The 12,937-nt window shown below is 61.5% G+C and carries 10 protein-coding genes; 5 read left to right on the top strand and 5 right to left on the bottom strand.

What is annotated here, in order from left to right; genetic code table 11:
- Positions 1-20: 20 nt before the first annotated feature.
- Positions 21-1,394, top strand: coding sequence for an SNIPE associated domain-containing protein (locus POL67_RS52240; RefSeq protein ID WP_271930606.1), 1,374 nt, complete (start codon positions 21-23; stop codon positions 1,392-1,394).
- Positions 1,395-1,501: 107 nt separating this feature from the next.
- Here the strand turns inward: POL67_RS52240 and POL67_RS52235 are convergent, their stop codons facing one another.
- The 3 genes from POL67_RS52235 to POL67_RS52225 all read right to left on the bottom strand — a co-directional run bounded on the left by POL67_RS52235 (position 1,502) and on the right by POL67_RS52225 (position 7,936).
- Positions 1,502-6,052 carry an NACHT domain-containing protein gene (locus POL67_RS52235; RefSeq protein ID WP_271930604.1) on the bottom strand — a complete coding sequence of 1,517 codons (4,551 nt, stop codon included), beginning with the start codon at positions 6,050-6,052 and terminating at the stop codon, positions 1,502-1,504.
- 502 nt (positions 6,053-6,554) lie between these two features.
- Positions 6,555-7,592 (bottom strand): DNA-methyltransferase, encoded by a 1,038-nt coding sequence (locus POL67_RS52230; RefSeq protein WP_271930602.1) that lies wholly within the window; start codon positions 7,590-7,592, stop codon positions 6,555-6,557.
- The gene (locus tag POL67_RS52225; RefSeq protein WP_271930599.1) at positions 7,589-7,936 is read right to left on the bottom strand and encodes a class I SAM-dependent methyltransferase; all 348 of its coding nucleotides are present in this window, start codon (positions 7,934-7,936) and stop codon (positions 7,589-7,591) included. The genes POL67_RS52230 and POL67_RS52225 overlap by 4 nt, the downstream gene beginning before the upstream one ends.
- Before the next feature lie 84 nt (positions 7,937-8,020).
- Here POL67_RS52225 and POL67_RS52220 point away from each other — a divergent pair, with 84 nt between their 5' ends.
- Positions 8,021-8,968 (top strand): hypothetical protein, encoded by a 948-nt coding sequence (locus POL67_RS52220; RefSeq protein ID WP_271930597.1) that lies wholly within the window; start codon positions 8,021-8,023, stop codon positions 8,966-8,968.
- A 390-nt stretch (positions 8,969-9,358) separates the two neighbouring features.
- Here POL67_RS52220 and POL67_RS54440 read toward each other — a convergent pair whose 3' ends face one another.
- Together POL67_RS54440 and POL67_RS52215 are read right to left on the bottom strand one after the other, a co-directional pair.
- A complete protein-coding gene (locus tag POL67_RS54440) occupies positions 9,359-9,763 on the bottom strand; it encodes an HNH endonuclease (RefSeq protein ID WP_373372441.1) in 405 nt (134 codons plus the stop codon).
- Positions 9,764-10,657: 894 nt separating this feature from the next.
- Positions 10,658-11,566, bottom strand: coding sequence for a hypothetical protein (locus POL67_RS52215; protein ID WP_271930595.1), 909 nt, complete (start codon positions 11,564-11,566; stop codon positions 10,658-10,660).
- A 314-nt stretch (positions 11,567-11,880) separates the two neighbouring features.
- On the opposite strand from POL67_RS52215, the gene POL67_RS52210 reads away from it, so the two are divergent.
- From POL67_RS52210 to POL67_RS52200, 3 genes are read left to right on the top strand one after another with little or no spacing between them, the layout of a single operon-like run.
- Positions 11,881-12,537 (top strand): JAB domain-containing protein, encoded by a 657-nt coding sequence (locus POL67_RS52210; RefSeq protein ID WP_271930593.1) that lies wholly within the window; start codon positions 11,881-11,883, stop codon positions 12,535-12,537.
- A 25-nt stretch (positions 12,538-12,562) separates the two neighbouring features.
- Positions 12,563-12,709, top strand: coding sequence for a hypothetical protein (locus tag POL67_RS52205; RefSeq protein ID WP_271930592.1), 147 nt, complete (start codon positions 12,563-12,565; stop codon positions 12,707-12,709).
- Positions 12,710-12,756: 47 nt separating this feature from the next.
- Positions 12,757-12,921: a hypothetical protein gene (locus POL67_RS52200; RefSeq protein ID WP_271930589.1), complete on the top strand. Its 165-nt coding sequence runs from the start codon at positions 12,757-12,759 to the stop codon at positions 12,919-12,921.
- The last annotated feature ends 16 nt before the right edge of the window (positions 12,922-12,937 follow it).

Below are 12,937 nucleotides of genomic sequence, written 5' to 3'. Positions count from 1 at the left end.
GGCTGGGTGGGGGGATCCTCATGACTGCGCTCGTCATCCTTCTCGTCGTTGTTCTCGCAGCACTCGCTGTTCTCCTGCAGCGCTTCGGCAAGCTTCAGGCCGATCACAAGGGCCTGTCTCGCGAGCACGAAGCCATCAAGGCGCGCTTCCAAGGCGTCGTCGACGCTGACGCCGAGCGGCAGCGCGTCCTCAACGAGGGCGGGCACATCCGCGCCCAGCACGAGCAGGCACTACAGCAAACCCAGCGCCAGCACGCCACGGCCGCCACGGACTTGCAGGGCCTCCAGATGCAGGTCAACCGGGTGCGTGCCGAGCTCTCCGCGCTCGACGAAGAGGCGCACCTCCAGTCCTTCGGCTTCTACAAGCCGCGGTACAACTTCTCCTCCTCCGAGCGCTACCAGACGAAGCTCGAGGAGATCCGCGAGCGCCAGAAGCAGATGATCAAGGACAAGAAGGCTGCCACCTGCGCGATCGAGTGGACCGTCAACGGCAGCGTCGCCGAGGGGAAGAAGCAGATCAACCAGACGCTGAAGCTCATGCTCCGCGCCTTCAACGGCGAGTGCGACGCGGCCATCGCGAAGGTCAAGTACAACAACATCCATGTGATGGAGGCGCGCATTCAGAAGGCTCGCGAAGCGATCAACGGCCTCGCCGAGATCCAGCAGTGCACCATCTCGGCCTCGTACCTGAAGCTGAAGCTCGACGAGCTCTACCTCGCGCACGAGTACGAGGAGAAGGTGCAGGAGGAGAAGGAAGAGCAGCGCCGGATTCGCGAGCAGATGCGCGAGGAGGAGCAGGCGCTGCGGGAGATCGAGAAGGCCCGCCTGGACGCCGAGAAGGAGGAGAAGCGCTACGCGGATGCGCTTCGCAAGGCCCAGGAAGATGCGCAACGAGCCGATGGCAGCAAGCAGCAGAAGCTGCTGACCCAGATCGCGGAGCTCGAGAAGAAGCTCGCGGAGGCGCACGCGAACAAGGAGCGTGCGCTCTCAAGGGCGCAGCAGACGCGCTCGGGGCACGTGTACATCATCTCGAACATCGGGTCGTTCGGCGAGCAGGTGTACAAGATCGGCATGACCCGCCGGCTCGACCCCATTGACCGGGTGAAGGAGCTCGGCGACGCATCGGTGCCGTTCGAGTTCGACGTGCACGCGATCATCTACACGGAGGACGCGCCAGCGCTCGAGAACACCCTGCACCGGGCGTTCAACCACCGGCGCGTGAACCGCGTGAACGAGAAGAAGGAGTTCTTTAAGGTGAAAATCGAGGAAATCGTCGAGGTGGTGAAGAAGCACCATCGGGTCGACGTCGAGCTCGTCATCGCCGCGGAAGCGGAGGAGTACAGGAAGACAATCGCGATAGTGGAACAAGAGCGAACGGCGTACGCCGTGGCGTGACCTAAGACGCTTGATCGGAGCGAACGTCGCTCACCCCAGGGCCCCGCGCTCGCGTTGGCCAGGACGTTCCCCCCGCCCCCCACATGCCTGCGGGTCCGTCCCCGGCATCACCTATCATGGGTACGCAACTCGTCATCAACCCCCATCAGCCTGTCTTTTTCCATTGCATCAATCATATCTAGACAGCGGGATTGGATCGCCGCATCCGTGGCTTGCGCGTAGAGACGCACAACAATCTTCGGAAGATGTGACGCTACGCGCCGGCCAACCCTGGAACCATCCTCTGCCATCGCATCCAATTGGCTTAGGCACGTTTCGGCAATCTGACATACGAGATCCGGAAGCTTCACAGGCGAGTCCTCAAGCGCCCACATGACCGCCTCCATCATTTCCACACCCGGCTTAGCATGCACGAATTCAGTAAGAAGTTTGGCTTGATCGGCGGTATCGAGCGAACTCAGCTGGCTGAGCGCCTTGGCAGCCGCCGACCTAACAGGCGCGGATAGATCTGAGAAGAATGGCACGAGGAGGTCGCGACAGACAGGACCCACATCACTGTGAGCCACGTTCGTCGCGTAGACGTTGGCCGCCGCCTTGCGCATCGTCTCGTTCCCCCCGCGCACGCGCTCGACATCCTCTGCGGGGAGACCACGACTCAGATCCAAAACGCAAATTTGCGTGGCTGCAACCTCCACGACCTCAGGATCGGTCGCATCTAGCATCCCAAGGATAACGTCCCGCAGCCCAGGATAGTCGTGGTAACCACCATAGTGAATAAACTTCTGAACGGGCGGGGTGGCAAGAATAGCGGGATCGGTCTCGATGACCTGTCCAAACCACTTGATAGCATCTGGGACGCTCGCGCGAAGCACCGCAAGCAGAACATCAACTGCGCACGTGCGGACCGCTGCCGATCGATCATGGACGAGACTCTCGATTGCTGGACGGAGCATCTCCAGGCGCTCAGGCTGCTGAAAGAGCACATGCGCGATGGCTCCTGCAGCTGCTCCGCGCGTCGAGTTTATACCAGCAGTGTATGGATCGCTGCGATAGTAGCCCTCGGGACCTTTCCAGAGTTCCCGTTCCGGATCCGGATCGTGCATCGCGTACCAGGACATGGCTTCAAGTACGCCATCCGGCCAATCGACAGCGATCACCTTTTTAATCAACCAACTGATCCAGCGTCCGCACCGCCGTCCGGGCAGACTGTGCACCCGGAAAATCAGGCGTGCTGCATCCTCTTCGCGAAGCAGTTCAGAAGCATCCTTTGAGTCAGTCCTGCAATCAGCTGCGCCTCTGAGAATGGCATCGAAATAGCTCGCTGGAAAATCATCCGGCATCTGCTCGGCCAGCATGATGAACCGCAATGGCATCCGCTTCGCCTGCAGTTCGATCGCGGTCGCCAGTTCTCGTTCTCCCCCCGAAAGATCGGAAGTATTTCGATAGTCGATCCCACTGTATTTTCGCATGGCCTTGAGCCAATGCTCATCCGTCATCTTTTCGCGGGCGTCATCTTTCAAGGGCGAACCTATCGTCACGACACGCATGGGCTGCGGTTCCGCATGTCGGTAGTCCGGAAATTTGGCCAACAGCATGCCGTGCGCCGCCTGCCCATCCGGTGTAAGCCGCTTCGGATCCATGCATAAAAGCAGCTCGAGTTGTGTCCAGCCCCGTGCTTGCGGCCGCTTCGATTCCCATACTGTTTTCACGCCCAGTATCGCCTTCTCCAAGGCAGCGAAGCGTGCAACAGAGCAACGGGGTGACGCTGCCTCCACTGCGCGGCACGAAATGTGATTGCGCCCGGATCCTCCAGATGATCCACAAATCGAATACCCCACGTGAAGCCGTCGTTGATCCGCCGCAAGATAATCCGCGAGATCGTCTGCATACACATCGGGAGCCGCTGTCCACGCACGGAGCACCAGATAAGCGATTGTATCGTGCGGCTGTCCGAGATAAGGCGCCACATACCGGCGCAAGATATCCGGAGTATTTCTGGCCATGTGCTCCATGGCTTGAGCGAGACCAACGAGAACCGCGCCAGCAGCATCGTGTGGATCATCGCCGTATGCCCGAAAGGACCAGATAGAGTCCACGTTTAGAATTTCTTCGTGTGGCTCGGCAAGCTCCTCAACAAGCGCCGCAACCCGTGGCAGCATCAGTTCGACGAAGCGTCCGCATGCGCTTCCTGCGATCTCCAGGATATCCGCTGCACTAATGGTTCTCTCCTCAAACGGACGATCAGACGAGACGCCCTTACCACCAACGTGTCGCCATAGTGCAACGGATCGATCGAACCAATGGGCAATTACCTCGCACGCGTACTCCGGCCTCTTCCTCGGGAGTTCATGCAGCATGCTCGACCAGTTGACACTTGATGTGGGCGACGGATCCAGCACCCCTTCGTCGATCATGTCCAGAAACAGTTCAAACAAGGCACGATCATGATAGAAACGTCCGAACCTGCACACCTCGCGAAGGTAGTCGTTCCAGCGGTCAGTCCGCTTCCTGCAATGCCGAAGAATTTGGGCAACGCGTGGCGAGCGTGCGATCAAAATCGCCTCGATGCCCAGCAACTGAACAGCCTCGCACTCCCGTTCCTCATCCCCGCTGCTCAGGGCTGCCGAGAACCAGCCCTGTTCGTTACGCAAATCGAACCAGGCCACATTTCCAGCGCCCATCCAGACAATATCGAGCCGAAGCTCTGGCCTGGATTGTGCAATCTTCTGAAGAATTAGCCACTCCGCAACGGTAGGATCTGGCAGCGAGGCGAGCCATGGTAGCGCAACGCGCTTGACATGGAACCGAACTTCGTTGGCAAGTAGGAGCGCCTCCAGTTCCGACAGGTAGCGCGGATTCCCCTTCATGCGGAGGTACGTCAGTATCTGTCGTACTTGCGCACGGCGAAACAGGTGCTGCTCCGTCCGAACGAGAAGGGCGAAGAGGCTCTTACCGCGCCTGACGAAGCTACGGGCGAACGCATAGTCGAAGAATGACTCGTGGAAGAATCGGTACCGCCCTCCTGACTGCGTCAGGACGTGCTCTGATATCATTACCTCGGCATCGGTAGCATGGTCGTCCAGCACTTCGGGCGGGGCAGAGAGTTGCTGATTGTTGCTCAACCATTCCGACAACGTATCAATGACCGCGGTCCACTCAACCTTACGTCCCACCCTTTGCGTGACCCTGCGTTCCTTCTCCTTCCAAAAACGATCAAACAGCTCATCCTTGCCGCTAATCAAGGTGCGTGATTCCGGAGACAATGTCAGGTACATCCACAAGTGCAGCGGGAGCGCCAGGAGCTCCTTCATCTTCGTAGCCAGCCGGGCAGTCTCCATGCCCGCTGCGTGCAGCGCATCGTCGATCTGCGTCGAGGTCAGGAGCTTCAGGCTAACTTTCTTGAAGCCGCCTCTCTCGCTCAGGAGGCTGCGAATGCGATGATCATGCTCCAGGTCGAAGGCTCTGCAGGCGACAAGTATCGACATGCGCGGAAATCGCTCTGCCTCTCGCCTAAGCGCGTCGAAGACGGACCAGAGCTCCGTCCTTCGTCCAGATGCCATGCTTATCGCGTCAAGTTGATCCACAACCAACCAGCATGAGCCTCCGTGCGCCACCCCTGCGAGTACGACGGCTGGGGACTCTGGGAACCCCAGCCTCCGACCCAGTTCCGTCGTTGAGAGGATTCCATCGGGAAGCTGGTCGAAGCGGACAGCCAGAACAGGAATGTTCTTGCGACGAAGCTGCTGGACCGCGGCAGCCAATGCGCAGCTCTTGCCGCCGCCTGCGTCCGCGACAACCAGCACCTTACGAGCAAGAGCCGAGCTTGAGTCAGATAAAATGGCGTCGTTTTGCAGGTCGAGAAACACCCCATTGATGAATCCTGCCTGCACTTGCCCAGTGTAACTATCACAGGAATCGGCGATCCGGCCGGTAACAGCATTATCGACGGCCCATTCGCGTCTGCGTATCTCGTGCTGCTCCAGCTCCGAGAGGAGTTGTGGTTGTTCAATCCATTGGTGGATCCTACTGCGTAGGAATTTCCCAAGGTGACCGCGAATCGCAACAGGGCTCGTAGGCTGGCCACCAACGTGATAGAATAGCGTTCTGACGGCAAAGTCCACCCGGTCTTCGAGTGTACTTTCATCGATCGTGCGTATGCGGATGCTCCGTAAAAATTGCAGGGCTCGCCCCTCGTCGCCGTTGCATAGCGTTCCAAGAACGTAACGCCTGAAGTCCCCGTCGAGCTCCGCGGACTGCCTCAGGCGTGCTTTGAACACAGTCTCGTCATGCGAAAATGAGCACAGCTCGCTTAATTTCGGTGCCGCGAGTGCAGACACAAACACGCCACGGTTTTCGGGTGCTCTCTCGATGTGTTGCTGCAAATCGCCGAGGATGCTCCTGCCATTCGTCTCCAGCTTGGTGAGCTTATCGAGGGTCCAACCTGCGGCATCCGCCCGTTGCCGCTTGCTTGACCAGTGCTCCACGGTTCCATCATGCCGCTTAACCTGGAACTCGATGCCCTGGGATTCCCATCGGTCCAGTGGCTCTACCCGGAGAGCAGACGCCTCACCCGTCACGAGCAGGAGCAGTTGATCAATGGTCCAGAGGTTTTCATATTCATTGCCCAGCTTATCAGCCCCTCCGCCTACCGTTGCCATGACTGTTCCTCCGTCAGTATGCTTGCGGGCCACCTGCGCGATTGCTGGGAGGATGAGAGGACTCATCGTTCCCGCAACCCATCCGGAGCAAGCAGGTCGAATTGCCGCTCGGCAGTGTCGTCCGTCGGCGGGTCATCGGTGGTGATGTAAGCGCAGGGTAGCAGGGCGTTGTGAGACACGGAAGAGGACTCAGCACCCGGAACCGGCAGGCACGCAGATCATCTTCCGTGCTTCGCCGTCTCCGCTGCTTCGGTCACGCCGGGCTGCGTCCTCGCGAGCTTCCGCTGCACGCGGGGCTTCGCCTTCGCCACACCCGGGAGCGGCAGAGTCGCCTCAGGAGCCTTCTCAGGCGCACGACGCGTTACCGGCGGGGCCTCGAACCCTCGCAACGGCAGCGTCTCGCCTCTCGGGCGTGCCGCGGGCGGGGCTCGCTTGATCGTGACGTTGCTCGACAGCGGCGCCGGATAGTCGATGCCCCGTCCCGCGAGTAGCTGTTCGACCGTCAGAATCTGAATCCGCGGATGTCGCCCCATGGCGAGTCGTAGAATCCAGCGGTCGCAGCTTCCTTCTCCATCTCGCGCGTTGGCGGATACATCGTGAGCAGCGCGCCGATCTCTACCTGCTCACGCTCCAGCACTCCGCGCAGCTCGTGCACGTGCACGGGCATGACCTTACCGGCTTTCACCGAGATGACGATCTGCTTCGTCCGGCCTCCGCGCCCCGGTTCGTCATGAAAGAAGAGCCGTCCGTCGATCCCGTTATCGGGCCCGAGCTTCTTCTCGGCCGGGCGCGCGCCGACACGCCCGAGGATCCACCACTCGAACTGGTGCGGGTTGTCGCCCACGAGCTGCCGCGCGTCTTCGACCGTATTAGGCTCGCCGACCACGTCGAACTCCGCACCGGCTCCGAACGCCGCCAGCAGCCGGTGCTTCACGAGGCCGATCGCGAGGTGCGTGATGTCGATCCCGATCCAGCGGCGGCCAAGCCTGTGGGCGACAGCCGCGGCCGTACCGCATCCGCAGAACGGGTCGAGCACGACGTCCCCCTCGTCGCTGCTCGCGCGGATTACACGCTCGAGGAGCGCCTCGGGCTTTTGGGTCGGGTAACCAAGCCGCTCCTTGCCGATCGGCGCGATGACGCCGACCTCCCAGACGTCCGACAGCAGCGGCCCTACCGTTTCCTCCTCGACGACACTCGGCGTGCGGTGCCCCGAGGAGAAGTCCGCCCGTTGCTTCTTCGTGCCGAACGTCTTCAGGGTCGAAGCGGCCAGAAGCTCGTAGCCGTACAGCGTGTTGAACTTCTGCTCGCCCTCGGCGCCCTTGCTGTAGAAGAGGAGCACATCGTGCATCTTCTGGAACTGGCGGGCGACGGTCGGCCATCGCCGGTATCGCCAGATGACCTCGTTCCGGAAGCACGCGGGGCCGAAGAGCGCGTCGAGCAGCACCTTGAGGTAGTGGCTCGCCGTCGGGTCGCAGTGGAGGTGCAGGGATCCGGTCGGCTTGAGCACCCGGCGCAGCTCGACGAGCCGGAGCGCCATCATGCACAATTAGGCCTTGATGTCGCTCTCGCCGAGAAATTGCCGGAGTGACCGCATGGTGAGAGCGACCTGGCCGCCCCGCTCGACGATCTCGCGGTATGCGGTCTCGGACCCAGCCCCCACTTCCACGTGTCCTCGAAGGCTTGGATCTGGGCTGCCGCCTTCGCGCCCTCCCTCGACTCGACGATGATGTTGTAGTTCTTGCCGCTCTGGAACGGGGGGTCGAGGTAGACGAGGTCGACGGACTCGTCGGGTACGTACTGCCGGAGGACGTCGAGGTTGTCCCCGTAGTAGAGAGTCCCGTGCCGCGCCCGGTCCTGCCCCCCAGGGACGCGCTTGCTTGCCATGGCGCGAACGTTGATCGAGGTGGACGCACTGGCCCAACAAGTTGCGGGCGGGTCGCCGCTCCCGCGGGTATCCTCCCCCGAATCATGCCGGCCAAGCAGACCCTGCCCATCCACTTTGAAGACTATAGCGCTGCCGCTTTCGAGCGACTCGTGCTTGCCTTTCATCTACGCACGGAGCGCTATCGCTCAATCGAATGGTACGGGCAAGTGGGCAGCGACCTCGGTCGCGATATCCTTGTGGTGCTCGATGATGACTCGGTCGAGAACGGCGTGAGTATGTGTATCCAGTGTGCCAATCACCGCTCCTTGCCCGCAAGGAAGGCGATCCGCGACATGGACAAGGTTCAGGCATCGCCGACACGACCGGCACGAATGCGCTTCGTATGCGGAGGCAGCGTGAGCGCAACAACACGGGACAAGATTCGTGCGCACGCCACGAAGACGCACCTCGCTTGCGAAGTATGGTCGGGGGCGGAGTTTGAGGAACGGCTTAGACGCGGAGCGGAATCGCTCCTCCGGCGCTTTGCAGAAGGCGTAGACTTCCCAGATGTGCCATCGGCCCTAGCAGGTGTGGTCGCAGGACTCGACGCCTCGAGTGACGAAGAAGTTGTCCGCCTCCTAGCCAGTCTTTTCGATCGACCGGCATTTTATACTCCGTTTCGCAACGAAAGCAGCATTCCTGCATTCCGTCAGGCGCTTGACGACACGATCAGGGGCCTCGCGACCGGCATACGCCAGACCCGGGAAGGCAAAGATCTCCCTCGCATCCCATCTCGCCACGAGCTGAGGAACCAGAGCGCGCGCCTCGCCTTTGCAGAGATCGAGCGCGGTGTAGCCGGCTTGCGTGCGCGCTTTGAGCGTCTCGTCCATTCGGGCGACATCCGGCCATGCCGTGACCATTGCGGCAACTCTGATTGTCCGGTGTACATGCTATCGGCTCAAGCGATCGACCACATGGACGAGATTCGATCTCGCATCCTCGACGAAGTGCGGCGCGTTTACCCAACCTTCGGCGTGCGCGTGGCCTGGTAGGCAGACCCTCCGAACGATGGCAGGAGATAACCGATGCACGCATGGCTCGCGAGCAGTTCAACCCCGATCAAGGTCCTCGCCTGCTCTCGCGGGCACGGTAGGGGTAAAGTCGCGAGCCCATCGTTCGACACTGCAGTTCGCACTTCGGGGTCGACGGACGCAAAGACGGTTGGCGGATCTATCCACGCGGAGCATGCCGGGTAGGAACTCCGCCGAGCGCTGGTTGCATCGTCGCATCGTCTCATCGCCGCCCTCGTGCGTAGCTGCGGCGATGGTCAAGATGACGAAACGGAGGGGGATAGCGGCATCTTCGATTCGGAATGTGAGGCGCGGCTCGGCTGCACAGACGGGTGTTGACCGAGGTGGGGGGCTCGGGATGCACGCCAGTGTTCACGGAGGGCTCTCAACGAAGATGTGTCGGCGATGGTAATCTAACGAGCGACGAGATGGGCGCATTTCCCCAGATCGAAATGCCTCAAGCTGGTAGCCATTCAAGAAGTCGTAGTGGGCTCCCTTTAGGCGCTTGCTGACAAGAACGGTCCAAGTGCTCGTGTCTACGGCAAATAGTCCAAGATCGAAGAGTGTGTGTAAATCTGCACGCAGCAGGAGACCGTTCTCTTCTGAGTCTGACTCATCGTTGCGATATGGGATAATGTGGGCTGCCTCCAAAGCATCCTCGACATCGCACCCGCTGAATATGCAGCGACCACGATACCTGCGTACTACACGCGCACGAAATTCGGGCTGCCCCCGACGAATGGCTACCAGCCGCTCCTTCCGCTCACGCTCGTCCATCAGTGCAACGGGCGAATTGTCCGTGTGTTCTCCGACAATCGCAACGGCCCAGGGAGGCCATGGGGACGACGAGTGGTCATATACGTCTGCCAGCGCTGGCAGAGAAAAGCTACATATATATCGCTGTTTGACGTAGCCAAGCGAATCGAAGGGGCCATCCCCAGGCAATGTGGGCTTCAGCCTGCGGTTGACATCGCGGGACAGTGATATCGGGGGGCTGAATATCCAAGGCTCGCAAACAAGTGTATCTGGTGGAATGTCGCCGTAAACACGGCTTGGATCATGTCCGATGACCTGGCATAGTGCGACGATCTCCCGAGGTCCGGATCGGTGCACCTGCTCGTTAGCAAAGTGGTATGCGTGCTGCTCAGCGCTGAGTCCCCGATCCATGTAATACAGCAGGAGGTCCCCAGGCTTGACTTGGCCCAGCAGTTCTCGGTCGTTCTTTCCTAGAGCCAAGTGGCGTTGTAGGAATGTCAGACCGCGAAATTCGTAGAGAACGCAAAAGCTTATGTTGCACCACCAGATGTTCAGCATTTACAAAACCCCAGGATCTGGCCTTGCAGCGCCCGCAATCGTGGTCGATCGGTACGCTCTCCACCCCTTGCACACACATGCACCCCGGCTACCGCAGCGTGCCCGCAATCGCATGGACAACCCGCAGCCTGCGTGCCCACCGGCTTTCGGGACGCGCGTCGTTGCCCCGACTTGCCCACCGTGGATCTCCCAGTCGATGCGCGGTAACCACGCTCCCCGTCGGCGGATTGCCGGTATCGTCGGACTCCAGGACTTCCGCGCTCTGCATGTCCCGGTCTTGTCCACTGCTACCTGCGCCTATCCGGCGGGGGGACGGCCAGGTCAACAAAGTCGCGACGTCGCGACTTTCTCCCTCGCCTACGCGGTCCTCGCCTGCTCGGGCGCGGCCGCCTCTTCTTCAGCCTCGTCCTCCTGGGCCTGCTCCCCGTCGGCCTGGGCCCCCTCGTGAGCCTCTGCGTCCTCGCTGGCCCCCCCCTCGTCGTCGTCCTCCTCCTCCTCGAACTCGTCCTCGTCGACCTGCTCGTCCTCGAGCGTCGGTCGCTCCGCCGAGGCGGGCGGTGCGCCGAGCCAGGAGTCGAGCCTCTCGTTGACGTTCCGGAGCCGCTTCACGAGCTCACGTTGCTGCTCGAGCATCTCCTCGAACTTCGCACGGACATCCGGCGAAGGCGGGGCCTCGTCCAGCGCGGGGAGGAGGCGCGCCTCCCAGTCGCGAACGCGCCCGAGCCAGTTCTTGGACGCGGAGCGCATGCCACTCAGGGTCTTCGCCGTGTTGAGCTCCGGCTCTTCGCCGTCCGGCGCGAACTCAGCCGCGATGCGGCTCTTGAGCTCTCGCACCGACAGCCCCTCCTTGAGCACCTGGTTGATGTACTTCTTGCTCTTCCGTTTGTCTTCGAGGAGTGCGATCTCGAGCAGGTGCGAGAAGCTGATCGGCATGTCCGTCACCGAGGACCGCTTCAGCAGTTCGTTGAGCTCGTCGAGGGACCAAGCCTTGGCGACCTGTGCGTATCGGTACAGCGTCTTCTCATCGTAGCCGAGGGAGGCCGCGATCTGGGCCACAGCCTTCTTGCCGTACTTCCCTGCGTCCGCCTTCGCGTCCTTGACCAGCTCCCCGAGCTTGTAGCGGGCGCGGGTGTCGCGCGGACCTAACTCGGCAAGGGCCTTCCGGACCTTGTCGCATCGCTCGCGCAGCTCGGGGACCATCTCCTCGGCGTGTGCTTGTTCGTCGACGGTGCTCTTCACCTCGGCGGCAGCGGTGTTCCTCGGCATCACCTTCTCCTCTTGGCTTGATCGTCGGCAGCTTAGCCACGCGCCTTCTCGTGCCAAGTGGTACTCCCTACGTGCTTGTACCGGTTCTTCTGACGGTCGACTGAACACGCGCTCGGGGCCGCGCGAAGGAGATCCGTGTTCTTAGTTCTTCAGGCCCGGCGAACCTCGGCTCCCCGGGCACGAGCAGCATCTCTGCCTTCGAGCGCGAGAAACGCCGTGAGCCTTTCGTCCCGTGTCCTGACGCATCCGTTCTGGGAAAACTCTTAAACATTCGGAGATAAGAGCCACGGCATCGGAAAGGAGGCCCTGCATCCGTGACAGGCTCGCCTGACGCTCCTCTCACCGCTTCCATCATCAACATCGAGCAGTCCACCGCCGAGAACCTGATCGACCTCGTGCTCGGACGCCCCGGTGTCGCAGCACATCTCCTCGAATCCCTCGGCAACCTCGCCTCTCTCGCCCGCCTCTCCCCCGAAGCGCTGATCGAACGCTTCGCCCTCACCCCCGACGAAGCCACCCGCATCCTCGCCGCCTTCGAGCTCGGCCATCGCCGGCTCATCGAAGGCACAGACGCACCCCGCATTCTCTCCTGTCAGGAGGTCGTCGCTTGGGCCCACCCGCGGCTTGGCCACCTCGTGCACGAGGAGATGCACCTCCTCGCGATTAGCGGTCAGGGCGCCCTTCGCGGAGCTCGCCTCATCGCACGAGGCGGCCTCCACGCGCTCGCCGTTCGGCCTTCTGACATCCTCCGGGCCGGCCTCGAGCTCGCCGCGTCCGGGTTCGTGCTGATCCACAACCATCCGAGCGGAAATCCGGACCCCTCACCCGAGGACATCGCTCTCACCCGGCGCGTGCAGGAGTCCGCAGACCAGCTCGGGATGCCGCTCGTCGATCACGTCATCGTAGTCGCGTCAGGCCGCTTCAGCTCGTTCGTTGCGAACCAGTGGGCGAGCCAGCCGGCCTCGCAATAATCACGCGATTGCAGAGATAAGAATCATGAGGAACCCCTCAACCCTGGAGGTCACCGTGATGTCTCGTCTCTCCCGCTTCCTTCGCGACCCCAAGGCGGTCAGCAAGGCGCTTCGCATCGCAGCGGCCGTCATCACCCTGGTCGCGCAGATCATCACCATCTGCCTGGGCTGAGGAGCCACCTCGTCCCAATTCAATCCGAAAGATATACAGGAGAACCCATGCCCATCACGCCCAACGCCGCCCCGACGAACCCCGAGAACCCCGGCGCCTCGTTCATCAAGCGCGTGCTCGACAACGACAGCACGAAGAAGGGCGCCGCCGCCCTCGTGGCCGGCGTCGTGCTCGCCGTCGTCACCGAGGCCATCTGGCCCTCCAACTCGTAGCCGACATCCTCGGCGA

It is taken from the genome of Polyangium mundeleinium (assembly GCF_028369105.1).
GTDB lineage: Bacteria > Myxococcota_A > Polyangia > Polyangiales > Polyangiaceae > Polyangium > Polyangium mundeleinium.
The sequence above is the reverse complement of the archived record's forward strand: the minus strand, read 5'-3'. Positions and strand labels throughout refer to the sequence as shown.

Coding starts and splice junctions, on each gene's coding strand:
- POL67_RS52240 (WP_271930606.1), top strand. CDS start 21: ATGACTGCGCTCGTCATCCTTCTCGTCGTTGTTCTCGCAGCACTCGCT.
- POL67_RS52235 (WP_271930604.1), bottom strand. CDS start 6,052: ATGGCAACGGTAGGCGGAGGGGCTGATAAGCTGGGCAATGAATATGAA.
- POL67_RS52230 (WP_271930602.1), bottom strand. CDS start 7,592: ATGATGGCGCTCCGGCTCGTCGAGCTGCGCCGGGTGCTCAAGCCGACC.
- POL67_RS52225 (WP_271930599.1), bottom strand. CDS start 7,936: ATGGCAAGCAAGCGCGTCCCTGGGGGGCAGGACCGGGCGCGGCACGGG.
- POL67_RS52220 (WP_271930597.1), top strand. CDS start 8,021: ATGCCGGCCAAGCAGACCCTGCCCATCCACTTTGAAGACTATAGCGCT.
- POL67_RS54440 (WP_373372441.1), bottom strand. CDS start 9,763: ATGGACGAGCGTGAGCGGAAGGAGCGGCTGGTAGCCATTCGTCGGGGG.
- POL67_RS52215 (WP_271930595.1), bottom strand. CDS start 11,566: ATGCCGAGGAACACCGCTGCCGCCGAGGTGAAGAGCACCGTCGACGAA.
- POL67_RS52205 (WP_271930592.1), top strand. CDS start 12,563: ATGAGGAACCCCTCAACCCTGGAGGTCACCGTGATGTCTCGTCTCTCC.
- POL67_RS52200 (WP_271930589.1), top strand. CDS start 12,757: ATGCCCATCACGCCCAACGCCGCCCCGACGAACCCCGAGAACCCCGGC.